This window comes from Prauserella alba (genome assembly GCF_024171735.1).
In the GTDB taxonomy this organism is placed as follows: Bacteria; Actinomycetota; Actinomycetes; order Mycobacteriales; family Pseudonocardiaceae; genus Prauserella; species Prauserella alba.
The window spans coordinates 1,295,521-1,317,672 of sequence record NZ_JAMTCH010000003.1; the positions used below are offsets into that span (position 1 = coordinate 1,295,521).

The following is a 22,152-nucleotide window of genomic DNA, read 5'->3' on the forward strand; positions in this document are numbered from 1 at the left end:
GATGTCGAGAACCGGTTCCTCTCCTCGATCTCGGCAGTGTCCTTGCCACCGAGTGCATTTATCCAGCAAACTAGAACATGTTACAAATATTGATGGTGTCGAACCCGGGTGGCGGTGGCCGGAGGTCTCCGGTGCGTCGCGGGACCGGTGGCGCCGGACGGCACTGGACGAAGGAGTCGCGTGGATTTCACTCCGGACGAGATGCAGCGCACGGCGGCCGAGCTCGCGGCCGGCGCGCTGGCCAGGGCCACGGGTGGGGACGACGGCCGTGCCGAGGGCGGGGCCGTGGCCTGGCGCCGACTCGCCGACGCAGGCCTGCTCGCCCTCGTCGTGCCGGAATCGCTCGGCGGGGACGGTCTCGGTGTCGCGGAGACGGCCGCCGTCGTCCGGGAGGTCGGCCGCGCAGGTTCGCACGCACCCGCGTGGGCGGCGTTGACGCTCGGTGTGGCCCCACTCGTGCACCTCGGTGCGTCGGAACGGTGCGCAGGTCTGCTGCGGGCCGTATCGGCGGGGGACGCCGTGGTGACCGCCGCGCTGCACGAACCCTCGGCCCCCATGGTGGAACGACCCGCGACCGTCGCGACGGCCACCGGCGCGACAGGCACAGTGGGGGCGGGCCCGGCTGAGACGTGGCGGCTCGACGGGGTGAAGACCGCGGTGCCGCTGGCCGCCGAGGCCGAACGAATCCTCGTGCCCGCCACGGTCACCGGCGGCGGCACGGCCGTGTTCCTGCTCGATCCGTCCGCACCCGGCGTGCACGTCACGCCGGCTCCCACGGCGTCGGGCACGCCGGAGGCGGTTCTGCGGCTCGACGGCGCCGCGACGGGCCCGCCGCTGGACGAGGCCTGCGGACCCGGTGGGGCGGTACGCGTGCTGCACCGGCACGCGCTCGCCGGGGCCGCGGCGTTCGGCGACGGACTGCTCGCAGGGGCACTCGCCCTGACCACGCAGCATCTGGGCACTCGGGAACAGTTCGGCCGCCCGCTGGCCACGTTCCAGGCCGTGGCCCAGCAGGTCGCGGACGTCTACGTGGCCGCGCGCACGGTACATCTGGCCGCGGAGTCGGCGGTCTGGCGGCTCGCCACCGGGCGGGACGCCGATGCCGATCTCGACGTCGCGGCGTACTGGCTCGCCGAGCAGGCGCCCCCGGCGATGGCCACGTGTCACCACTTGCACGGCGGGATCGGCCTCGACGAGACGTACCCGCTGCACCGGTACTCGTCCCTGCTGAAAGACCTGGTCCGCGGCATCGGCGGACCGTCGTTGCGCCTCGACCGGGTCGGTGCGCTCACCGGAGGTGCCGCCTGATGGACATCGCGCTCACGGCCGAGCAGGAGCGACTGCGGGACGAACTGCGCCGCTACTTCACCGGGCTCGTCACGCCGGAGGAACGCGGGCTGCTGCTCACCGAACGGCACGGGCCCACCTACCGTGAGGTGGTACGCCGGATGGGCCGTGACGGTTGGCTCGGCGTCGGCTGGCCGAAGGAGTACGGCGGCCTGGGCTTCGGACCGGTCGAACAGCACATCTTCGCCGACGAGGCCGCGCGTGCCGACATCCAGCTGCCCGCCGTGACGTTGCAGACCGTCGGGCCGACGCTGCAGCGGTACGGCACCGAGGAACAGAAGCGCCGTTTCCTGCCCGCGATCCTGGCCGGCGAGGTCCACTTCGCCATCGGCTACAGCGAACCCGAGGCGGGCACCGATCTCGCGGCACTGCGGACCACGGCGGTCCGCGACGGCGAGTCCTATGTGGTCAACGGGCAGAAGATCTTCACGACGGGCGGCCACGACGCCGATCACATCTGGCTCGCGGTTCGCACCGATCCCGGCGCGCTGTCGGACGCGAACAGGCGGCGGCACGAGGGCATCTCCATCCTCATCGTCGACACGTCCGATCCGGGCTATTCGTGGACACCGATCATCACCTGCGACGGCGCGCACCACGTCAACGCGACGTACTACTCGGACGTGCGGGTCCCCCGATCCATGCTGGTGGGCGAGGAGAACGCCGGATGGAAGCTCATCACGACCCAGCTCAACCACGAGCGCGTCATGCTCGGGCCGGCGGGCCGGATCGGCGGGCTCTACGACCGGGTGCGCCGTTGGGCGGCCGAGCGCTCGAGTCCGGGCGGTACGCCGCTGCTGGAGCTGCCCGACGTGCGCCGCGTGCTCGGTGAGGTCCGCGCCGTCACGCGCGTCAACGAACTGCTCAACTGGCAGGTCGCGGTGTCCGAATCCGGGTCGGTGGCGGACGCCTCGGCGACGAAGGTGCTCTCCTCCGAGCGGCACCAGCGGGTGAGCAGGCTGCTGGAGGAACTGGTCGGCAGGCACGGCGATCCTTCCGATCCGGACACTGCCGAACTCGCCGGCTGGCTGGACACGCTCACCAAACGCAACACCGTGCTGACGTTCGGAGGCGGAGTGAACGAGATCCAACGGGAACTGATCTCACAGTTCGGCCTGGGGCTGCCGAGGGTGCCGCGATGAGCGCGGCCACGGACAGGGCCGCCACAGGCGACGGCAGCGGCCCCGCCGGCATCGGACGGAGCATCGAGGAGGCCGCGCGCGAGATCGCCGCGGCCGGCCCCTCGGCCCCCGAACCGGCGCGGGACCCGGTGAACCAGGCAATGATCAACAACTGGGTCGAGGCCATCGGGGACGCGAACCCGGTCTACACCGATCCGGCTGCGGCGGCCGAGTCCGTGCACGGGCGGCTCGTCGCCCCGCCCGCGATGACCCAGGTGTGGACGATGCGCGGGCTGCACGGGGTGCGGCCAGCCGACGATCCGCTCCGCCGGGCCACGGAACTGCTCGACGAGGCGGGATACACCTCGGTCGTGGCGACCGACTCGGCACAGACCTACCACCGCTACCTGCGGCCCGGCGAACACGTCGCCGCGGTCGCGGTACTGGAGAGCATCGCCGGTCCGAAGCGGACCGCGCTCGGCGAAGGCTGGTTCGTCACCACTCGCACGACCTGGTACGTCGACGACGAGGCCGTCGCGGAGATGACGTTCCGGATCCTGAAGTTCCGCCCGCCGGAGCAACCGGCCACCGGCCACTCCGCGGGTGCGACCGGGGACGCGGGGACAACCGGGGGCGCGGGGACAACCGGGGGCGCGGGGACGGCCACGGCGGGGGACGACGCCGCGTCCGCCGAGGCCGCGCAGGTGCTGCGCCCCGTGGTGACACGGGACAACGCGTTCTTCTGGGACGGTCTGCGCGAGGGAGAACTGCGCATCCAGCGCTGGGGCGGGACGCTCCGGCACCCGCCGGGACCGCTGCCACCGGACGGCGACCTCGACGCGGAGCCGGACTACGTGGTCGCGGCGGGAACCGGGACCGTCCACAGCTTCCTCGTCCACCACCATCCCCCGGTGCCCGGCAAGCGCCTGCCGTTCGTGCTCGCACTGGTGGAGCTGGACGAGGGGGTGCGCATGCTCGGTGAGCTGCACGGGGTCGACCCCGGTGACGTCCACATCGGCCTCGCTGTGGAGGCGAGTGTCGACCGGATCGACGACGACCTGACGCTGCCGGCATGGAAGGTGCGGTCATGACCATCACCGTGGGCACGGAGCTGCCACCGCTGACCGTCGACGTGACGCCGACGTTCGTGGTCGCCACGGCACTGGCCACCCGGGACTTCCAGGACGTGCACCACGACCGCGACGCCGCGGTGGAGCGCGGGTCGCGCGACATCTTCCTGAACATCCTCACCGACACCGGCCTGGTGCAACGGTTCGTCACCGACTGGGCAGGTCCCGACGCGCTGGTCCGCTCGGTCGACCTCCGGCTCGGGGTGCCGTGCTACGCGGGCGACGAGTTGACCTTCACCGGCCGTGTTGCGGAGGTCGACGGCGGTGAGGTGACCGTGGCGGTGTCCGGTGTGGACAGCCTGGGGCAGCACGTGTCGGCGACGGTACGGATCGAGGTTGCGGCATGACGGGGCTCAGCGGGGCGGCGGCGATCGCCGGTATCGGTGCGACCGAGTTCTCCAAGGACTCCGGCCGTACGGAACTGCGGCTCGCGACGGAGTGCGTGTCGGCGGCACTCGCCGACGCGGGGCTCGCACCGTCCGACGTGGACGGTCTGGTGACGTTCACGATGGACGGCAATGCGGAGATCGCCGTGGCGCGGGAGCTGGGCATTCCCGAGCTGACGTTCTTCAGCCGCATCCATTACGGCGGTGGTGCGGCCGCCGCGACGGTGCAGCAGGCGGCCATGGCCGTCGCGACCGGGGCGGCCGACGTGGTCGTGGCCTACCGCGCCTTCAACGAACGCTCCGGCAGGCGGTTCGGCCAGGTCTCCTCGGCGGTGGCCCAGCAGATCAACACCTCGGGCATCGACAACGGCTATCACTACCCGGTGGGGCTGGCGACCCCCGCGGCGACCGTCGCGATGGTGGCCCGGCGGTACCTGCACGACTACGGGGCCAGCAGTGAGGACTTCGGCAGGATCGCCGTCACGGCGCGCGCCCGCGCCGCGACCAACCCCCGCGCGTGGTTCCACGGCAAGCCGATCACGCTCGCCGACCACCAGGCCTCCAAGTGGGTCGCCGAGCCGCTGCATCTGCTGGACTGCTGTCAGGAGAGCGACGGCGGGGTCGCGCTCGTCGTGACGAGCGCGGAACGGGCCCGCGACCTGCGCATGCCGCCCGCGGTGGTTGCTGGAGCGGCCCAGGGGAGCGGGCCGGACCAGTACATCATGACCAGCTACTACCGTGACGATCTCGCCGGCCTGCCCGAGATGGACGTCGTCGGACGGCAGCTGTGGCGCCAGTCGGGACTCGCGACGTCCGATGTGGACGTGGCCGTGCTGTACGACCACTTCACCCCGTACGTGCTGATGCAGCTGGAGGAACTCGGCTTCTGCGGTCGCGGCGAGGCGAAGGACTTCATCGCCGACGGCAGCCTGGAACTGGACGGGCAGCTGCCGCTGAACCCGCACGGCGGGCAGCTGGGCGAGGCCTACATCCACGGGATGAACGGCATCGCGGAGGCGGTGCGGCAGCTGCGCGGCACCGCGGCCAACCAGGTGCCGCGAGCGGAGACAGCGCTGGTCACCGCGGGTACCGGCGTGCCGACCAGCGGCCTGGTGCTGACCGCGGCCTGACCCGCGTGTCCTGCGTTCGGACGCGCGGGTGCTGCGTTCGGACGCGCGGGTGCTGCGCTCGTGCGGAGTTCGGCCACCGTGTCTCGGACCCGTGTCGGCCGCTCCCGCACCTGTCGATCGAGCGAGCGCGGGATCGGGCGTGGCCGCGGATCAGGCCGGTTCGAGCACGGCGTCGGAGAGCACCGGGGCGTCGTCGCGGTCGAGCGACGTCGCGGTGACCAGGACGCGGCCGCCCTCGTGCCACATGCGCACCCGCAACGTCTCGCCGGGCAGCACGATGCCGGCGAACTTCGCCGACCACGAGCCGACCGCCCTCGGGTCGCCGTCCAGGGCCGCGTCCGTGACGGCCTTGGCCACGACGCCGTACGTGCACAGGCCGTGCAGGATGGGTGCGTCGAATCCGGCCGCGCGGGCGAACGCGGGGTCCGAGTGGAGCGGGTTACGGTCACCGCACAGGCGGTAGAGCAGCGCTTGCTGCGGCAGCGTCGGCACGTCGACGAGGCGGTCCGGCTCGCGGTGCGGAGCCGGGGACCGGTCGGAGTCGCCCCGGTGGCCGCCGAATCCGCCTTCGCCACGGGCGAAGATGCTCGACCGCGCGGTCCACAGCGGATCACCCGCCTCGTCGATGACCTCGGTCTCCTGGACGATCACCGCGGCCTTGCCCTTGTCGAGCACGTCGGCGATGCGGCCGCGCGCCGTCGCCGTGCCGGACGTCGGTAACGGGCGGTGCGCGACGACCTGCTGCGTCCCGTGGACGACCTTCGCGAGATCGATGTCGATGCCGGGGAATCGCACCTCGGGCGGCTCGGTGGCGCGGACCGTGGCGGCGACGGTGGCGAACGTCGGCAGCACCCGCAGGTCGCTCTCGGTGGCATAGCGGAGTTCGCGGGGGTCGGTCGGTGCCGCACCCGCGCCGAGCGCGAGGTGGTACAGCAGCACGTCGGAGGCGCTCCAGGTGAACGTGGTCTCGCCGAGGTCGGCGCCGATAGCGCGGCCGGGGTCGATGGGCATGACGCGGACTCCTACTCGTAGCTGATCGACACGTCGTCGGTGAGCGGTAGGGACTGACAGGCCAGCACGATGCCGTCGGCGATGTCGTCGGAGTCGAGCACCTCGTTGTTGAGCATCTTCACCTCGCCGGAGACGATCCGGCACGCGCAGGCGCTGCACTGTCCCTCGCGGCACGAGTACGGGGCGTCGCGGCCCGCGTCCAACAGGACGTCCAGCAGCCTGGCGCCGCGCGGCCAGGCGTGTTCGGTGGTCGTGCCGTCCAGGTCGACGCTCACCCGCGCGGGTGCCTCACCCTCGGCGGCCCCTGCGTCGTCGGCAGCGCCGCGCCCCGGGGTGTCCGCCGCGACATCGGCGGCCGAGCCCGTGGCCGGTTCGGCGCTGGCGAACGGATCGCCGCCGAGGGAGACGAACGTTTCGCGGTGGATCCGTGTCCGCGGGGTGCCCGCGGCCTTGGCCGCCGCGACGGCCGCACGCATGTACGGCGCGGGACCGCAGACGAACGTGTCGCGACCGGCCAGCGGCTCCGCGAGCGGTGCCAGCCGCTCGGCCGTCGGCAGCCCCTGCAGCGTTTCCAGCCAGTGCACCACGGTGAGCCTGCCCGGATACGTCTCCTCGAGGTCGCGCAGTGCGCCCGCGAAGATCACCGCCGACTCGTCGGAGTTGGCGTACACCAGGGTCATCGACCCTGTCCCGTGGGCGAGCACGGACCGGACGATCGACAGCACCGGGGTGATGCCGCTGCCGCCGGCGAACAGTGCGAGGTCGGTGTCGAGGTCCGCGGGTGTGAAGACGCCGCTCGCGGGCAGGACGTCGAGTTCGTCGCCCGCGGCGACGTGGTCGCACAGCCAGTTCGAGGCGTAGCCGTCGCGCTTGACGGTGACCTGCGGGCGGTCCCCGGCCCCGGGGGAACTCGACAGCGAGTAGCAGCGTGCCACCGGCCCGCGCTCGTCCCCGGGGACGCGCACCGTGAGGAACTGGCCGGGCCGGTAGTCCAATTCCGCGTCGAACACGATCGAGCGGGCCGCGGCGGTCTCGTCCACCACCTCGGCGACGCGGAGTCGCTGCACCCGCACCGTGCCGTCACCGCTCATACTCGAACGCTCCGTCCCGTTCGGCCGACGTGATGCTCTCGCGCAGGCGCTCGCACGTGCCGGCGCGTGCGGCGGGGACACCGCTCGCGACGCGTTCGGCCAGCACCGGGCAGCTCGTGGCCGTGTCGGTGATCCACTGGATGCTCGTGTGTTCCGGGCTGTTCTTCTTGACCAGGACCGTCGTCGCACAGGCGTGGCAGGCGACCGGGACGAGCCCCGCCGTGAGGAACTCCTCCCGGTCGGCGCGGGTCTGAGCGCGCACCGCCTCGGCGCGTGCCAAGGCGGCGGGCGTGCCGGCCTTCGAGGACGGAGCCGACGAGGACGCGGCGGCATGCGAAGAGGTGGCATGCGAGGAGGTGGCATGCGAGGAGGCAGGGCGCGAGGAGGCGGGGTCGGCGGTCACTCAGGACACTCCCGCCTGGCCGGCCGCCTCCTGCTGTTGCCGGGCGAGGTTGTCGGCGACCTCCTGCTCCCAGGCCTGATTGGCCCGCGTGACGTCCACTTCGAACTCGAACCGCCGCGTCATGTCCTCGTCGATCTCGTCGACGTCCACATAGAACTGCTCGTACCAGCGGCGCAGCTGGTAGACGGGCCCGTCCTCCTCGCACAGCAGCGGGTTGTCGATGCGGGTCTTGTTCTTCCAGATCTCGACGTCCTGGAGGAAGCCCACGCCGACACCCTCCGCGAACTTCTGCGCGATCTTGTCGGCCTGGTTGTCGTCGATGCCCGGGGGTTTGCGCACCGCCACGCCCCACTGCAGCACGAACGACGTCGGGCTGACCGGGTAGTGGCAGTTGATGAGCACCGTGTCGATCTTGATGCCCTTGTAGTCGTTGTGCAGCGTGTTGATCATGTATGCGGGGCCGTAGTACGAGGCCTCGGATTCGAGGAGGTTGTCCTCGCCGCCGTAGTTGGACGACATGCCCATGTCGGCGCGGCCCTTCGAATTGAGGTACTGCGAGGCGATGTGGCCTTCGAAGACGTTCTTGAAGTACGTCGGGATGCCGTAGTGGATGTAGAAGAAATGGGCCATGTCGACGACGTTGTCGACGATCTCGCGGCAGTTGGCGCCCTCGATGGTGACCGAGTCCCACGTCCAGTTGCTCCACTCGCCGGAGAAGATGCCGTCGATCCGCGGGATCGTCACCTCCTCGGGCGGCGGGTTGCCCTCGGGGTCGTGCCACACGAACAGCTGCTTGTTCTCCTGCAACGTCCGCCACGCGCGGGTGCGGGCGCGCAACGGAACTCGCTTCGCGTAGGGGATCGACTTGCACTTGCCGTCGCCGCCCCAGCGCCAGTCGTGGAACGGGCACGCGACCTCGTTGCCCTTGACCTCACCCTGAGTCAGGTCGCCGCCCATGTGACGGCAGTAGCCGTCGAGGACGTTGAGTTCGCCGTCGGCGCCCTGGAACACGACCAGTTTGGTGCCGAACGCGTGGACGGCGTGGGGCTCACCGTCGGCGAAGTGCTCGACGAGGCCGAGACAGTGCCAGCCGCGGGCGAACCGTTCGGGCGGTGCGCCGACGTCGATCGTGCGGACCGAGCCTGCCTGCGTCATGACGAACCTCCAGCTATCCGGGCTGCTCTGCCCGTGGCTCACGCCCCGGCCCTCCCGCCGCTGGCCGGCGGGTGCGGAGCATGCCTGTCGTAGTGAATGACGGTCGACGACGCCTACCATAGATGAGAACGTGTTCCAGTTCTAGCGGGGATCGGTGACCGGTTCCGGTGTCCGACGGGCAGGCGTGCGGGGGTGTACGGCGGTGATGCTCTCCTGGCGACCCCGCCTTCGGGGGATTTCTCCGCTGGTCAACGTCGGATGCAGTGACAAAAACAAGAACGTGTTCTAATCTGGCGGCAGTACACCGAGCAGGCCGGCCCCCGGGTTCGGCGGAGAAGGAACGAGGAAGGTATGAGCGAGCAGGGCGCGCACGCGGTGATCGCCGGGATCGAAGAGTTGCTGCCCGTGCTGCGGGAGCGTGCACAGGAAGCCGAGGACGCGCGGAGAATTCCCGACGAGTCGATCAAAGCCCTGCAGGAGACCGGGTTCTTCAAGCTGTTGCAGCCCAAGCCCTACGGCGGGTACGAGGCCGACCCGGTCACCTTCTACACGGCCGTCAAGCTCATCGCGAGCGCGTGCGGGTCGACCGGCTGGGTCGCCTCCATCCTCGGCGTCCACCCCTGGCACCTGGGCCTGTTCGAGGCGCGGGCCCAGGAGGACGTCTGGGGCGGCGGCGCCGGCAGCGACGGTATCGACACGCTGATCTCCTCGTCGTACGCGCCGATGGGGAAGGCGACCCTCGTCGACAGCGGGGGTGCGCCCGTCAACGAGGGCGTGGCCGACGGGGGAGGATACCGGCTCAGCGGCAAGTGGAGCTTCTCGTCCGGCTGCGGTCACGCGACGTGGGTCCTGCTGGGCGCCCCCGCGTTCGACGCCGATGGCAACGCCGTCGACTTCTGCACCTATCTGCTGCCGGCGGCCGACTACACGGTGGACGACGTGTGGGACACCGTCGGCCTGCGCGGCACGGGCAGCAACGACATCGTCGTCGAGGACGTGTTCGTGCCGAAGCATCGGACGCTGAGTTTCCTGCTCACCTCCAAACTGGACACACCGGGTCAGAAGGTGAACCCCGGCCCGCTGTACCGGTTGCCGTACGGATCGGTGCACCCCAGCACGATCACGGCGCCCATCATCGGCATGGCGCAGGGTGCCTACGACGCGCACCTCGAACACCAGCGGCGGCGGGTCCGCGCCGCGTACGCGGGGGAGAAGTCGCAGGAGGACCCGTTCGCCAAGGTGCGGATCGCCGAGGCCGCCAGCGAGATCGACGCCGCGTGGCTGCAGCTGACCCACAACATCGACGAGCTCTACCAGCTGGCTTGCCGTGGCGAGAAGCTGCCGTTCGACACGCGGCTGCGCGTCCGGCGGGATCAAGTCCGCGGCACCGAGCGCGCGATCGCGGCCGTCGACCGGCTCTTCGAGAACTCCGGGGGCCGTGCGTTGCAGACGGGCACGCCGATCCAGCGGTTCTGGCGGGACGCCCACGCGGGCCGGGTGCACGCGGCCAACGATCCCGAACGTGCCTACACGATGTTCGGCACCGGCGCGTTCGGCCTGCCGGTCGAGAACGCGATGGTCTAGGAGGCCGCATGTCCGACACCGCCGAGGAGGCACATCTGAAAGGCAGGGCGACATGAGCGAGGGTTCGTACGTCACGACCGCCGACGGGCTGCGGCTGCACTACCACGAGGCGGGTACCGAGCACGCCGAGACGGTGATCCTGCTGCACGGCGGCGGGCCCGGGGCGTCGGCGTGGAGCAACTTCTCCCGCAACATCCCGGAGCTGGCCAAGACGTTCCGCACGATCGCGGTCGACCAGCCGGGATTCGGCCGCTCCGACAAGCCGACCGACCATCCCCAGTACTTCGTGCACAGCTCGGCCGCCGTCGTCGGCCTCATGAACGCGCTCGGTATCGAGAAGGCTCACCTGATCGGCAACTCGCTCGGCGGCGGCGCGGCCGTCCGGCTGGCACTGGACCATCCTGACCGCGCGGGCAGGCTCGTGCTCATGGGGCCGGGCGGGTTGAGCGTGAACCTGTTCGCGCCCGACCCGACCGAGGGCGTGAAGAACCTCGCCCGGTTCGCCGCACCGCCGGGGCCGAGCAAGGAGAAGCTCGAAGAGTTCCTGCGGGTGATGGTCTACGACCAGTCGCTGATCACCGACGAGCTGGTCGAGGAGCGGTTCGCCGCCGCGAGTACGCCGGAGTCGCTCGCGGCCATGGGGGCGATGGGTGCCTCGTTCGCCGGGCCCGATTACGAGCTCGGCATGCTGTGGCGCGAGGCGCACCGGCTCCGGCAACGGGTGCTGTTGATCTGGGGCAGGGAGGACCGCGTCAACCCGCTCGACGGGGCACTAGTGGCGCTCAAGACGATCCCGCGGGCGCAGCTGCACGTGTTCGGCCGGTGCGGCCACTGGGCGCAGCTGGAACGTTTCGACGAGTTCAACCGGATCGCGACCGACTTCCTCGAGGACACCTGATGGGCATTCGTTCACTGGCATATCTGCGTATCGAGGCCACCGACATGGCCGCGTGGCGCGAGTACGGGCTCAAAGTGCTCGGCATGGTCGAGGGGCAGGGCCGCGACCCGGACGCGCTGTACCTGCGGATGGACGATTTCCCGGCACGACTGGTGATCGTGCCGGGGGAGACCGACCGGCTCGCGACCGCAGGGTGGGAGACGGCGAACGCGGCCGAACTGGACGAGGTGCGGCAGCGGCTGTCGGCCCACGGCGTGCCGTTCAAGGAGGGCACCGCCGAACAAACGGCCGACCGCGGGGTCGACGAGCTGATCGAGTTCACGGATCCGTCGGGCAACACGCTCGAGGTGTTCCACGGCATCGCGTTGCAGCACCGCCGTGTCGTCAGCCCGTACGGGCACCGGTTCGTCACCGGTGAACAGGGGCTCGGGCACGTGGTGCTGTCCACCCACGACGACGCGGCCGCACTCGAGTTCTACCGCGACGTGCTCGGGTTCCGGCTGCGGGACTCGATGCGGCTGCCGCCGGAGGCCGTGGGCAGGCCCGCCGACAGCGACCCGGCGTGGCTGCGGTTCTTCGGCTGCAACCCGCGGCACCACAGTCTGGCGTTCCTGCCGATGCCGACACCGAGCGGCATCGTCCACCTCATGGTCGAGGTCGAAAGCACCGACGACGTCGGCCTGTGCCTCGACCGGGCGCTGCGCAGGAAGGTGCCGATGTCGGCCACCCTTGGCCGCCACGTCAACGACCTGATGCTGTCGTTCTACATGAAGACACCCGGCGGGTTCGACGTCGAATTCGGCTGCGAAGGCAGGCAGGTCGACGACGACACCTGGATCGCCCGCGAGAGCACGGCGGTGAGCCTGTGGGGCCACGACTTCTCGGTGGGCATGTCATGACCACCGCCGGGGACGCGGCCGTCGACGTGCCCGCGCGGTTCCGGCCGGTCCTCGGCCACTTCTGCACCGGCGTGGCGATCGTGACCGCGTGCGAGGACGGCGAGCCCGTCGGGTTCGCGTGCCAGTCGTTCACCGCGCTGTCGCTGGACCCGCCGCTGGTGCTGTTCTGCCCGGCGCGGACGTCGGGGACGTGGCCGGTGATCGAGCGCGTCGGCCGGTTCGCGGTCAACGTGCTGGCCGGCGAGCAGCAGGACGTCAGTGCCGTGTTCGGTGCCCGTGGTGAGGACAAGTTCTCGTCGGTGTCCTGGACGCGGGCGCCGAGCGGGTCCCCGCTGCTCGACGGTGCGCTCACCTGGGTGGACTGTGCGGTCGAGACCGTGCACGAGGCCGGCGACCACTACGTGGTGATCGGCAGGGTCACCGCGCTGGGCGAGCCGTCGGCCCGGCGGCCGCTGCTGTTCTACCGCGGCGGCTACACGGTCACCGAGGCGCCGCCGGACGCGATGCCCGGCGGGCCCCGGCCCGACGACTGGTTCTGACCCCGGACATCGGGCAGGCCGGCGTGAGGTGGCCGGCAACCACGGCTGCACCGGCGCCGCGCCGCGGCGATAGCCTGCAGCCATGACGAAGGTTGCCGTGGTGACGGGCGCAGGGACAGGAATCGGCAGGCAGGTCGCGCGGGCGCTGCTCGACGACGGGTACGGCGTCGCGCTCGCCGGGCGCAGGCCGGAGCCGTTGCAGGAGGCCGCGGGCGATCACGCCGAGGCGCTGGTCGTGCCCACCGATGTCACCGATCCCGCGTCGGTCGCGGCGCTGTTCGACGCGGTCCGCGAGCGGTGGGGCCGCGTGGACGTGCTGTTCAACAACGCGGGCACCACGGGCGCGCGGGGGTCGGTGGACACGCTGCCGGTCGAGGACTGGAAGGCGATCGTCGACGTCAACCTGACCGGCATGTTCCTGTGCGCCCAGCAGGCGGTGCGCGCGATGAAGGAGCAGTCCCCGCGCGGCGGGCGGATCATCAACAACGGATCGATCTCGGCGCACACGCCGCGGCCGGAGACTGTCGCCTACGCCGCCACCAAACACGCGCTGACCGGGCTCACCAAGTCGATCGCCCTCGACGGCAGGCCGCACGACATCGCGTGCGGGCAGATCGACATCGGCAACGCGGCCACCGAACTGACCAGCGGTTTCTCCGACGTCGGCATGCCGCAGGCGGACGGCAGCCTCAAGCCGGAGCCGACGTTCGACGCTGCTCATGTCGCCGACGCGGTGCTGACCATGGTCCATCTGCCGCTGTCGGCGAACGTGCCGTTCCTGACGATCATGGCCAACGGCATGCCCTTCATCGGCCGCGGCTGATCCGCGTGTGACCGGCTGATCACGGCCGGTCGCGCGCGGCCGGACCGGCCACGTCGATGTCCGCCCCGGGCGGAGGGGACGGCTCCCCGCCCGGGGCGGCGGTCACCGGCGTTCGAGGATCGTGGCGGTCGACATGGCGCCGCCCGCACACATGCTGACCAGCGCCGTCGTCCCGTCGCGCCGTTCGAGCTCGTGCAGTGCCGTGGTGAGCAGGCGCGATCCGGTGTTGCCCACCGGGTGGCCGAGTGCGATCGCGCCGCCGTTGACGTTGACCAGCTCCGGGTCGGGCTTGTGCACCTGTTGCCAGGAGAGCACCACCGACGCGAACGCCTCGTTGACCTCGAACAGGTCCAGATCGCCGATCGTCATGCCCGCCCGGTCGAGCACCCGTTGCGTGGACTGGACCGGTCCGTCGAGGTGGTAGTACGGCTCGGCGCCGATGAGCGCCTGAGCCCGGATGCGTGCCCGGGGGCGCAGGCCGAGGGCACGGGCCCGGGCGGCATCCATGATCAGCACGGCGGAGGCGCCGTCGGAGATCTGCGACGACGTGCCTGCGGTGTGCAGGCCGCCGTCCAGTACGGGCTTGAGGCGGCCGAGAGCCTCGCGGCTGGTCTCCCGCAACCCCTGGTCGCGAGTGACGAGCCGGTGCTCGCCCGTCGGTGAGTCGTGTTCGTCCAGTACGGAAGCGGTGACGCCGACGACCTCGCGGTCGAACCGGCCCTCGTGCCAGGCGGCGGCCGCCTTCCGCTGGGAGGCGAGGCCGAAGGCGTCGAGATCCTCACGCGTCAGGCCGCGGCGGCGAGCGATGCGTTCGGCCGCGCTGTACTGGTCGGGCAGGTCCACCGACCACGACTCGGGCCTGCGGTTCGCCGTGCCGGCGACGTTGGCGCCCAGTGGCACGCGGCTCATCGCCTCGACTCCGCAGGCGATGCCGACGTCGATCGCCCCGGCGGTGATGAGCCCGGCGACCAGGTGCGCGGCCTGCTGGGCGGAGCCGCACTGGGCGTCGACGGAGGTGGCGCCGCACGCCTCCGGCAGGCCGGCGTGGAGCCAGGCGGTGCGCGCGATGTTGCCCGCCTGTTCGCCTGCCTGGGTGACCGTGCCGCTGACGAGCTGTTCGACCTCGGCCGGATCGACACCGGACCGGTCGAGGACGGCGGCCTGGGCGGCGCCCAGCAGTTCGGCGGCATGCAGGCCGGCGAGGTCCCCGCCGCGTTTCCCGATCGGCGTTCGGACGGCTTCCACGATGACCGGATCGCCCACGTCGCTCTCCTCCACATGTCGGCTTTCCGTTAAAAGTAGAACATGTTCTTGTCTAGATCAATGTGGCCACGGGACTCTTTCCTAGAGGGGTCATTCGGCGACTGTTCGTGATCAAGGTGATCCCAATCGATTCAGTAAACGGGGTTCACTGAATCTCTTCACCGAGTTAACGCCGTATGCTTCACTCGGCGAGTAGAACGAGTTCCATGACGCTGCTCGCGGAGGTCCGGCGCATGACGACGTCACTGTTGCCCGAAGGTTTCGACTTCACCGATCCCGATCTGCTCGCGCGGCGGCTGCCGCTCGACGAACTGGCGCTGCTGCGCCGCACCGCACCCGTGTGGTGGAACGACCAACCGCACAACGTGGCGGGCTTCGGCGACGACGGCTTCTGGGTGGTGACCCGCCTCGAAGACGTGAAGGCCGTGTCGAAGGACAGCGAGTTGTTCTCCTCGAGCGAGAAGACCGCGATCGTCCGCTTCGACGAGAACATGGACGAGGACGGCCTCAACGCCAACCGTCTCGTGCTGCTCAACATGGACGCGCCGCAGCACACCAAACTGCGCAGGATCGTGTCCAAGGGCTTCACGCCGCGGGCGATCAACAAGCTCGAGGACGGATTGCGCGAACGCGCCCGGCAGATCGTCGCCGACGCGAAGGAGAAGGGCTCCGGCGACTTCGTACAGGACGTGGCCTGCGAACTGCCGTTGCAGGCGATCGCCGACCTGATCGGCATCCCGCAGGAGGACCGGCTGAAGATCTTCGACTGGTCCAACCAGATGATCGGCTACGACGACCCCGAGTACGACGTCGACCCGTTGACCGCCTCGGCCGAGCTCGTCAGTTACGCGTTCGCGATGGCGGAGGAGCGGCGGCAGAATCCCACCGACGACATCGTCACCAAGCTCGTGCAGGCCGATGTGGACGGTGAGTCGCTCGCCTCGGACGAGTTCGGCTTCTTCGTGATCCTGCTCGCGGTGGCCGGCAACGAGACGACCCGCAACGCCATCACCCACGGCATGAAGGCGTTCCTCGACCACCCGCAGCAATGGGACCTCTACAAGCGCACCCGCCCGGACACGACCGCCGACGAGATCGTGCGCTGGGCGACACCGGTCGTGGCGTTCCAGCGCACGGCCACTGCCGACACCGAGCTGGGCGGCCAGCACATCCGCAAGGGCGACCGCGTGGCGATGTTCTACAGCTCGGCCAACTTCGACCCCGAGGTGTTCGACGAACCGGAGACGTTCGACATCCTGCGTGACCCGAACCCGCACGTCGGCTTCGGTGGCACGGGGGCGCACTACTGCATCGGGGCGAACCTGGCGCGACTGGAGATGAATCTGATCTTCAATGCGATCGCCGACGCCATGCCGGACATCCGCGAGGTCGCGCAGCCGGAACGGCTGCGCTCGGGCTGGCTCAACGGCATCAAGCACTACGAGGTCGCCTACGAGTAGGCAGGCGAGCCGACCGCAGCCGCGCCCCGGGCCCCGCGCTGAACCACCGAGCGCGTGGGCCCGGGGCGCGGTCGTGTTGCGCATTCCGGTGCCCGTGTTGCAGATTCCGGGGCTCGTGTTGTGGGTTCCGGGTGTGGGTCAGAGGGGCCACGTCGTGCGTGGCACCCGGTCCTCACCTGTGACCGGGAGCCACGCACGCCGCGACCGTCAGGCCGGTTTGTCGGCGCCGACCAGCCACATGGAGAAATACTGCGAGCCGCCGCCGTAGGCGTGGCCCATCGCCGTGCGGGCATCGTCGACCTGATACTCGCCCGCGCGGCCCATCACCTGCTTGGCCGCCTCGGAGAACCGGAGCATGCCGGACGCTCCGATCGGATTGGACGAGAGCACCCCGCCGGACGGGTTGACCGGCAGTCTGCCCCCGAGTGCGGTCTCGCCGGACTCGGTGAGCTTCCAGCCCTCGCCGTCGGGGGCGAAGCCGAGATTCTCCAGCCACATGGGCTCGAACCAGGAGAACGGCACGTAGATCTCCGCGGTGTCCACCTGGGACAGCGGGTCGGTGATGCCGGCCTGGCGCCACAGCTCGGTGGCCGCGTCCCTGCCCGCCTGCGGGTTGACCTGGTCGCGGCCGGCGAACGTGGTCGGTTCGGTGCGCATGGCGGTGGCTTGGATCCAGGCGGGCGCCGGGGAGTCGTCGCCGGCCCGTTCGTCGCCGATCACCATTGCGCAGGCACCGTCGGACGACGGGCACGTCTCGTCGTAGCGGATCGGGTCCCACAGCATCTGCGAGGCCTGCACGGATTCGACCGTGATCTCGGACTGCCGCAGATGTGCGTGCGGGTTCAACGCCCCGTTCCGCCGGTCCTTCGCCGCGACGATCGCCCCGACGTGCTCCGGAGCGCCCGACCGGCGCAGGTAGGAGCGCACGTGCGGGGCGAAGTATCCGCCCGCGCCTGCGCCTACCGGCATCGTGAACGGCACCCGGATGGACAGTGCCCACATCGCGTTGGACTCGGACTGCTTCTCGAACGCCACGGTCAGCACGCGGCGGTGCACTCCGGACTGTACGAGACTCGCAGCCACGAGCGCGGTCGATCCGCCGACCGAGCCCGCGGTGTGCACCCGGAGCAGTGGTTTGCCGTTCGCGCCGAGTGCGTCGGCGAGGAACAGTTCGGGCATCATGACGCCTTCGAACAGGTCCGGCGCCTTGCCCACCACGACGGCGTCGATGTCGGACCAGCCGACGTCGGCGTCGACCATCGCGCGGTCCACGGCTTCGCGGAGCAGTCCTGGCATCGACACGTCGGTGCGTTTGCTGCGGTGGTGCGTCTGCCCGGTGCCGAGGACGGCGGCGCGTTGCTTGGCCATGTGTCAGCCCCTCTCCAGGACGGTGACCAGGTTCTGTTGCAGCGCGGGACCACTCGTGGCGTGACCGAGGGTGCGGGTGGCGTCGCCGTCGAGGATGCGCTGTGCGGCCTCGCCGATCCGGGCGAGCCCGGCCGAGAACATCGGGTTGCCGGTGAGGGTGCCGCCGGACGGGTTGATCCGTACGGCGTCGCCGAGTCCGAGTTCGTGGCGCACGATGAGTTCCTGGTGGGTGAACGGTGCGTGGAGCTCGGCGACCTCGACCCCGTCGGTGCCGACCGCATCACCCGCGAGGCGGGTCGAGGGCGAAGTGGTGAGGTCGCGGGCGCCGAGGGACGGGGTGTCGATGCGGTGATCGATACCGCTGATGACGGCCGGCCGGTCGGCCAGGTCGCGGGCCCGGTCGGCCGCGGCGAGCACGATGACCGCGGCACCGTCGGTGACGGGGGCGATGTCGTGGCGGCGCAACGGATCGGCTATCGGCGTGGATTCGAGCAGGGCCGCCACGTCGGTCTCACCGCCGAACTGGGCACGGGGATTGCCCGCGGCGTCCCGCCTGTTGCGCGCCGCGACCTCGGCGAGGTCCTGTTCGGTCCACCGGCCGGATTCCAGCCCCAGCCGGGCCTGCAGCGCGGCGATGCTCACCGAGTCGGGCCACAGCGGGGCGACCGTGTACGGGTCGAGCTGCAACGACAGCACGCGCCGCAGCTCACCCGCCGACGACTTGCCGAATCCGTAGACCAGCGCGGTGTCGACCTCGCCCATGCGGATCTTCAGCCACGCCTCGTACAGCGCCCATGCCGCGTCCATCTCCACGTGCGACTCGTGGATCGGCGGGAAGGCGCCGATCGCGTCGACCGCCGAGATGAACGAGAACGCCCGCCCCGCCAGGTAGTCCGAGGATCCGGAACACCAGAACCCGATGTCGGTCTTGGACAGTCCGGTCCGGGTGTAGACCTCGTCGAAGATCGGCACGAGCATCTCGACGCCGTTGGTGGTGCCGTGGGTCCGCCGCACGTTGGGTGCCTGCGCGAACGCGACCACCGCGACTTCCGTCATGACTGCCTCTCTACAGGTGGTCGGCGTACGACGCGTACGGCGCGTCGGCTTCGCCCGTGGGTTCGAAGTGCGCGATGTTCTCGAGGCTCGTCGACCATTCCTCACGGGGTTTCCATGCGGCGCGCACGCGCATGCCCATGCGCACCTCGGAGGCCTCGCAGCCGAGCACGAGGTGCAGGAAGGGGATGTCGGCGCCGTCGAGCAGGATGTAGGCCCCGACGTACGGCGGTGCGATGCGCTGGCCCAGGAACGGCACGTTGACGATGCAGAACGTCGTCACGATGCCGGTGTCGGGCAGTTCGGCCTCGTCGGTCGTCGGCACCCCGCACGTGGGGCACGCGCCGCGCGGCGGGATGTAGATCTTGCGGCAGGCCGGGCAGCGCTGGCCGAGCAGCCGGCCGTCGGCGAGGGCCCTGAGGTACCGGCTCTCTTCGAGGGAGGCCGAATGCGTGTAGTTCAGGTGCACCGGGGTGACGACGGTGTCGACCGTGTTGTCGTCGGCGCCGGTGTCGGCCGCCGGGGGAGCGGGGGCCGTCGGCGCCGGGTCGGTGGGCGGGTCGGCCACGGGGACGAAGTAGGCGATGTCGCGGATGTGGCCTACGGGTTCGTCGGCCCATCGGACGCGGACGCGTTGTCCGGTGTGGACGGATGTGGGGTCGCCGCCGGTGTCGAGTGCGTGGAGCATGGCCGTGTCGGCCCCGTCGAGGCGGACGAGCGCCCAGGCGAACGGCCGCTGTACCGGTTGGCCGGGCAGCGGGTCGGTGACCCACGACCACGACACGACCGTGCCCTCGGCGGCGACGTCGACCAGTTCGCCCGTCGGTTCGGCGGTGTCGGGGTCGTATTCGACCGGGGGCACGTGGACCCGGCCGTCGGAGCCGCGGGCGCCGAGAATCCGGCGCTGCGCGAGCGCGGTCATGAACCGCCCGAGCACGGGGCCGACCGAACGGGTGTAGTCGAAGCCGATGTCGAGCGGTGCGGACAACGGCTGCTCTGGTATCTCGGCTGATTCGGATTCGACAGCAGTCACGCAAGAAAGTGAAACACGTTCTCGATATCCTCGGCAACCCGGTCCGATGAGGCGCCGGGCAGGGTTGCCCAAATGTGGAACGAGTTCTAGATTTGCGAGTATGACCTCGACGAATGCTGCGCGCCCCGCGACCGACCACCCCGCCGAGACCGTCGGCCTGTGGAACATCGCCGCCGAACGTCCGGAGCTGATCGCCGCCGTTGACCCCGACGGCACCGAGGTCACCTACGGGCAGCTGGCGGCCAAGGCGAACACGTACGCGCGCGGCCTGCAGGCGCTCGGTCTGGAGCCCGGGGACGCCGTCGTGGTGCTGCAGCCGAACGGGATCGAACTCGTGGCCGCCTACTTCGCGGCGATCCAGTCCGGCCTGTACGTCGTGATGGCGAACTGGCACCTGACCGGGGCCGAGGTGGCGTACCTGATCACCGACTCCGGGGCGAAGGCCTTGTTGGTGCACGAGCGGTTCGCCGACACGGCCGTCGCCGCCGCCGACGAGGCGGGTCTCGGCACCCGCGGCCGGTTCGCCGTGGGCTCCGTCGACGGATTCCGCCGCATCGAGGAACTCGGTGCCGGCGAGGGGGACGGCAGGCCCTCACGGCGCACGGCGGGTTCGCCGATGCTCTACACGTCCGGCACGACGGGCAGGCCGAAGGGTGTGCGGCGTCCGCTGACCGGTGCCGATCCGGACGAGGTGTCGCCCGCCAACCGCGGCTTCTTCGCCATCTTCGGCATCGAGCCGTTCGACGGGCACGTGCACCTGTGCGGTTCTCCGCTGTACCACACGGCGGTGCTGAACTTCGTCGCGATCTCCATCCAGCTCGGGCATCCGGCGGTGCTGATGGACCGGTGGGACCCCGAGGAGATGCTGCGGCTCATCGAACGCCACCGCGTGACCCACAGTCACATGGTGCCCACCCAGTTCCGCAGGCTGCTCGCACTGCCTGACGAGACCCGCCTGCGCTACGACGTGTCGTCGCTGCGCGTGATGATCCACGGCGCCGCTCCGTGCCCGGACGAGGTCAAACGGCGGATGCTCGACTGGTGGGGACCGGTGGTCACCGAGTACTACGCGGCGACCGAGGGTGGCGGCACCGTCATCAGCGGCGCCGAGTGGTTGCGCAAGCCCGGCTCGGTCGGCAGGCCGTGGCCGAACTCCACGGTCAAGATCCTCGACGACGACGGCAACGAACTGCCCGCGGGGGAGCCGGGGTCGGTCTACCTGCAGATGGGCGGCTCGCGGTTCGAATACCACAACGACCGGGACAAGACCGAGCGGGCGAAGGTCGGTGAGCTGTTCACCCTGGGCGACGTCGGCCACCTCGACGAGGACGGCTATCTGTACCTGCACGACCGCAAGAGCGACATGATCATCTCCGGTGGGGTGAACATCTATCCCGCCGAGATCGAAGGCGAGCTGGCCGTGCATCCCAAGGTCGCCGACGTCGCGGTGTTCGGCGTGCCGCACGACGACTGGGGCGAGGAGATCAAGGCGGTCGTGCAGCCCGCCGAGGGAGTCGAGGGCTCGGCCGCGCTCACCGAGGAACTCCTCGACCACGCCCGCGGCCGATTGGCGAAGTTCAAACTGCCGAAGAGTGTCGACTACCGCGACAGCCTGCCGCGTGACCCCAACGGCAAGCTGTACAAGCGGCGCCTGCGCGATCCGTACTGGGAGGGACGCGACCGCGCCATCTGAGGTCTCCGGATACCGAGTACTTCCCGGGTGTGCTGGTTACTCTCACGCGCGGCCCAGGCCTCCCAGCGCCGGCCACACCGGATGTGCGAACGCCACCCCGCGGCGAGCGGAGCCGACCGTAGCTCGGGTTCTAGTCGGGCAGCGGGTAAGCGTCGCTGAGGGCGGGGTAGTAGTCGGTGTCCCAATCCTGGTTGACGGAGGCGTGGGCGATGACGGCGCCGAGCCGGTCGAGGTAGTAGTGCCAGCCGGGTCCGACGCCGGTGGCGTCGTAGGGTTCGGCGAGGCGTTGGATGAAGACCAGGGTGGTGGAGCCGTCGTCGTTTGTAGTCAGCGAGAGCTGCAGTCGCCAGGTGTCCTCGGGGCTGGGCAGGTCGACGACCAACCGTGCGGGTTCCTCGCACTCCACGATGGTGACGGCTTGCGGGCCGGCGTCGTCCTCGAACCCATCGCGGTACCGGAGGCGGCCCGGGAGCGATTCTGGGAGCGGGTCCGGAGTACGCACGCCGTGCTGCGGCAGCAGCCGGGGTTTCTGGACGACATGCTGCTCGAACAGCACTCGGGCCCCGGCCGGTTCAACGCCGTCACCGTGGTCCGGTGGGCCTCGGAGGACGCGCTGGCCGGTGCGAAGGCCGCCGTCGACGAGCTCCACCGCGCCGACGGGTTTCGGCCCGCCGAATTCTTCCGCGACGCGGGTATCGAAGCCGACGTGGCCAACTACGTCGACCTGCCCCGCTGACCCTGTCCGGGGAGACCGACGGACTGCCC

22 protein-coding genes are annotated in these 22,152 nt (G+C 70.4%); 13 read left to right on the plus strand and 9 right to left on the minus strand.

Annotation, left to right across the window (positions count from 1 at the left end; translation table 11 throughout):
- Positions 1-180 precede the first annotated feature (180 nt).
- The 5 genes from LY12_RS05875 to LY12_RS05895 are packed head-to-tail and all read left to right on the plus strand — an operon-like array spanning position 181 to position 5,114.
- Complete coding sequence (locus tag LY12_RS05875) at positions 181-1,308, plus strand: acyl-CoA dehydrogenase family protein (RefSeq protein WP_253853776.1); 1,128 nt, start codon at positions 181-183, stop codon at positions 1,306-1,308.
- Positions 1,308-2,489: an acyl-CoA dehydrogenase family protein gene (locus LY12_RS05880; protein ID WP_253853779.1), complete on the plus strand. Its 1,182-nt coding sequence runs from the start codon at positions 1,308-1,310 to the stop codon at positions 2,487-2,489. Before LY12_RS05875 ends, LY12_RS05880 begins: the two co-directional genes overlap by 1 nt.
- A complete protein-coding gene (locus LY12_RS05885; RefSeq protein ID WP_253853780.1) occupies positions 2,486-3,559 on the plus strand; it encodes a bifunctional MaoC family dehydratase N-terminal/OB-fold nucleic acid binding domain-containing protein in 1,074 nt (357 codons plus the stop codon). Before LY12_RS05880 ends, LY12_RS05885 begins: the two co-directional genes overlap by 4 nt.
- Positions 3,556-3,945 (plus strand): MaoC family dehydratase, encoded by a 390-nt coding sequence (locus LY12_RS05890; RefSeq protein ID WP_253853782.1) that lies wholly within the window; start codon positions 3,556-3,558, stop codon positions 3,943-3,945. Before LY12_RS05885 ends, LY12_RS05890 begins: the two co-directional genes overlap by 4 nt.
- Positions 3,942-5,114: a lipid-transfer protein gene (locus tag LY12_RS05895; protein WP_253853784.1), complete on the plus strand. Its 1,173-nt coding sequence runs from the start codon at positions 3,942-3,944 to the stop codon at positions 5,112-5,114. Before LY12_RS05890 ends, LY12_RS05895 begins: the two co-directional genes overlap by 4 nt.
- A 150-nt stretch (positions 5,115-5,264) precedes the next feature.
- Here LY12_RS05895 and chsH3 read toward each other — a convergent pair whose 3' ends face one another.
- From chsH3 to LY12_RS05915, 4 genes are read right to left on the minus strand one after another with little or no spacing between them, the layout of a single operon-like run.
- Positions 5,265-6,125 (minus strand): enoyl-CoA hydratase ChsH3, encoded by an 861-nt coding sequence (chsH3, locus tag LY12_RS05900; protein WP_253853786.1) that lies wholly within the window; start codon positions 6,123-6,125, stop codon positions 5,265-5,267.
- 11 nt (positions 6,126-6,136) lie between these two features.
- Positions 6,137-7,216: a ferredoxin--NADP reductase gene (locus tag LY12_RS05905; RefSeq protein ID WP_253853788.1), complete on the minus strand. Its 1,080-nt coding sequence runs from the start codon at positions 7,214-7,216 to the stop codon at positions 6,137-6,139.
- Positions 7,206-7,619 carry a hypothetical protein gene (locus tag LY12_RS05910; protein ID WP_308292074.1) on the minus strand — a complete coding sequence of 138 codons (414 nt, stop codon included), beginning with the start codon at positions 7,617-7,619 and terminating at the stop codon, positions 7,206-7,208. The genes LY12_RS05905 and LY12_RS05910 overlap by 11 nt, the downstream gene beginning before the upstream one ends.
- Positions 7,620-8,774, minus strand: a complete 1,155-nt coding sequence (locus tag LY12_RS05915; RefSeq protein ID WP_253853790.1) for a 3-ketosteroid-9-alpha-monooxygenase, oxygenase component — start codon at positions 8,772-8,774, stop codon at positions 7,620-7,622.
- Positions 8,775-9,125: 351 nt separating this feature from the next.
- On the opposite strand from LY12_RS05915, the gene hsaA reads away from it, so the two are divergent.
- The 5 genes from hsaA to LY12_RS05940 all read left to right on the plus strand — a co-directional run bounded on the left by hsaA (position 9,126) and on the right by LY12_RS05940 (position 13,517).
- Positions 9,126-10,358, plus strand: a complete 1,233-nt coding sequence (hsaA, locus tag LY12_RS05920) for a 3-hydroxy-9,10-secoandrosta-1,3,5(10)-triene-9,17-dione monooxygenase oxygenase subunit (RefSeq protein ID WP_253853791.1) — start codon at positions 9,126-9,128, stop codon at positions 10,356-10,358.
- A 52-nt stretch (positions 10,359-10,410) separates the two neighbouring features.
- On the plus strand, positions 10,411-11,256 hold the full coding sequence (hsaD, locus tag LY12_RS05925) for a 4,5:9,10-diseco-3-hydroxy-5,9,17-trioxoandrosta-1(10),2-diene-4-oate hydrolase (protein ID WP_253853793.1): 846 nt from the start codon (positions 10,411-10,413) through the stop codon (positions 11,254-11,256).
- On the plus strand, positions 11,256-12,155 hold the full coding sequence (gene hsaC / locus LY12_RS05930) for an iron-dependent extradiol dioxygenase HsaC (RefSeq protein WP_253853795.1): 900 nt from the start codon (positions 11,256-11,258) through the stop codon (positions 12,153-12,155). Before hsaD ends, hsaC begins: the two co-directional genes overlap by 1 nt.
- The gene (hsaB, locus tag LY12_RS05935) at positions 12,152-12,694 is read left to right on the plus strand and encodes a 3-hydroxy-9,10-secoandrosta-1,3,5(10)-triene-9,17-dione monooxygenase reductase subunit (RefSeq protein ID WP_253853796.1); all 543 of its coding nucleotides are present in this window, start codon (positions 12,152-12,154) and stop codon (positions 12,692-12,694) included. The genes hsaC and hsaB overlap by 4 nt, the downstream gene beginning before the upstream one ends.
- Before the next feature lie 82 nt (positions 12,695-12,776).
- Positions 12,777-13,517: an SDR family oxidoreductase gene (locus LY12_RS05940; RefSeq protein ID WP_253853797.1), complete on the plus strand. Its 741-nt coding sequence runs from the start codon at positions 12,777-12,779 to the stop codon at positions 13,515-13,517.
- 102 nt (positions 13,518-13,619) lie between these two features.
- Here the strand turns inward: LY12_RS05940 and LY12_RS05945 are convergent, their stop codons facing one another.
- Positions 13,620-14,780, minus strand: a complete 1,161-nt coding sequence (locus tag LY12_RS05945) for a steroid 3-ketoacyl-CoA thiolase (RefSeq protein WP_253853798.1) — start codon at positions 14,778-14,780, stop codon at positions 13,620-13,622.
- Positions 14,781-15,013: 233 nt separating this feature from the next.
- On the opposite strand from LY12_RS05945, the gene LY12_RS05950 reads away from it, so the two are divergent.
- Entirely contained in the window at positions 15,014-16,240 is a 1,227-nt protein-coding gene (locus LY12_RS05950; protein WP_253854939.1) for a cytochrome P450, read from the plus strand.
- Positions 16,241-16,447: 207 nt separating this feature from the next.
- Here the strand turns inward: LY12_RS05950 and LY12_RS05955 are convergent, their stop codons facing one another.
- Genes LY12_RS05955 through LY12_RS05965 form a run of 3 tightly spaced genes read right to left on the minus strand, consistent with a single transcriptional unit; the run spans position 16,448 to position 19,664 of the window.
- Positions 16,448-17,608, minus strand: a complete 1,161-nt coding sequence (locus LY12_RS05955; RefSeq protein ID WP_253853799.1) for a thiolase family protein — start codon at positions 17,606-17,608, stop codon at positions 16,448-16,450.
- 3 nt (positions 17,609-17,611) lie between these two features.
- On the minus strand, positions 17,612-18,664 hold the full coding sequence (locus LY12_RS05960; RefSeq protein WP_253853800.1) for a thiolase family protein: 1,053 nt from the start codon (positions 18,662-18,664) through the stop codon (positions 17,612-17,614).
- Between the two features lie 10 nt (positions 18,665-18,674).
- The gene (locus tag LY12_RS05965; protein ID WP_253854941.1) at positions 18,675-19,664 is read right to left on the minus strand and encodes a Zn-ribbon domain-containing OB-fold protein; all 990 of its coding nucleotides are present in this window, start codon (positions 19,662-19,664) and stop codon (positions 18,675-18,677) included.
- Positions 19,665-19,794: 130 nt separating this feature from the next.
- On the opposite strand from LY12_RS05965, the gene LY12_RS05970 reads away from it, so the two are divergent.
- Positions 19,795-21,387 (plus strand): acyl-CoA synthetase, encoded by a 1,593-nt coding sequence (locus tag LY12_RS05970; protein ID WP_253853801.1) that lies wholly within the window; start codon positions 19,795-19,797, stop codon positions 21,385-21,387.
- A 130-nt stretch (positions 21,388-21,517) separates the two neighbouring features.
- On the opposite strand, the gene LY12_RS05975 is transcribed toward LY12_RS05970, so the two are convergent.
- Positions 21,518-21,793: an SRPBCC family protein gene (locus LY12_RS05975; RefSeq protein ID WP_253853803.1), complete on the minus strand. Its 276-nt coding sequence runs from the start codon at positions 21,791-21,793 to the stop codon at positions 21,518-21,520.
- A gap of 12 nt (positions 21,794-21,805) precedes the next feature.
- On the opposite strand from LY12_RS05975, the gene LY12_RS05980 reads away from it, so the two are divergent.
- The gene (locus LY12_RS05980) at positions 21,806-22,123 is read left to right on the plus strand and encodes an antibiotic biosynthesis monooxygenase family protein (RefSeq protein WP_253853805.1); all 318 of its coding nucleotides are present in this window, start codon (positions 21,806-21,808) and stop codon (positions 22,121-22,123) included.
- Positions 22,124-22,152: the final 29 nt, after the last annotated feature.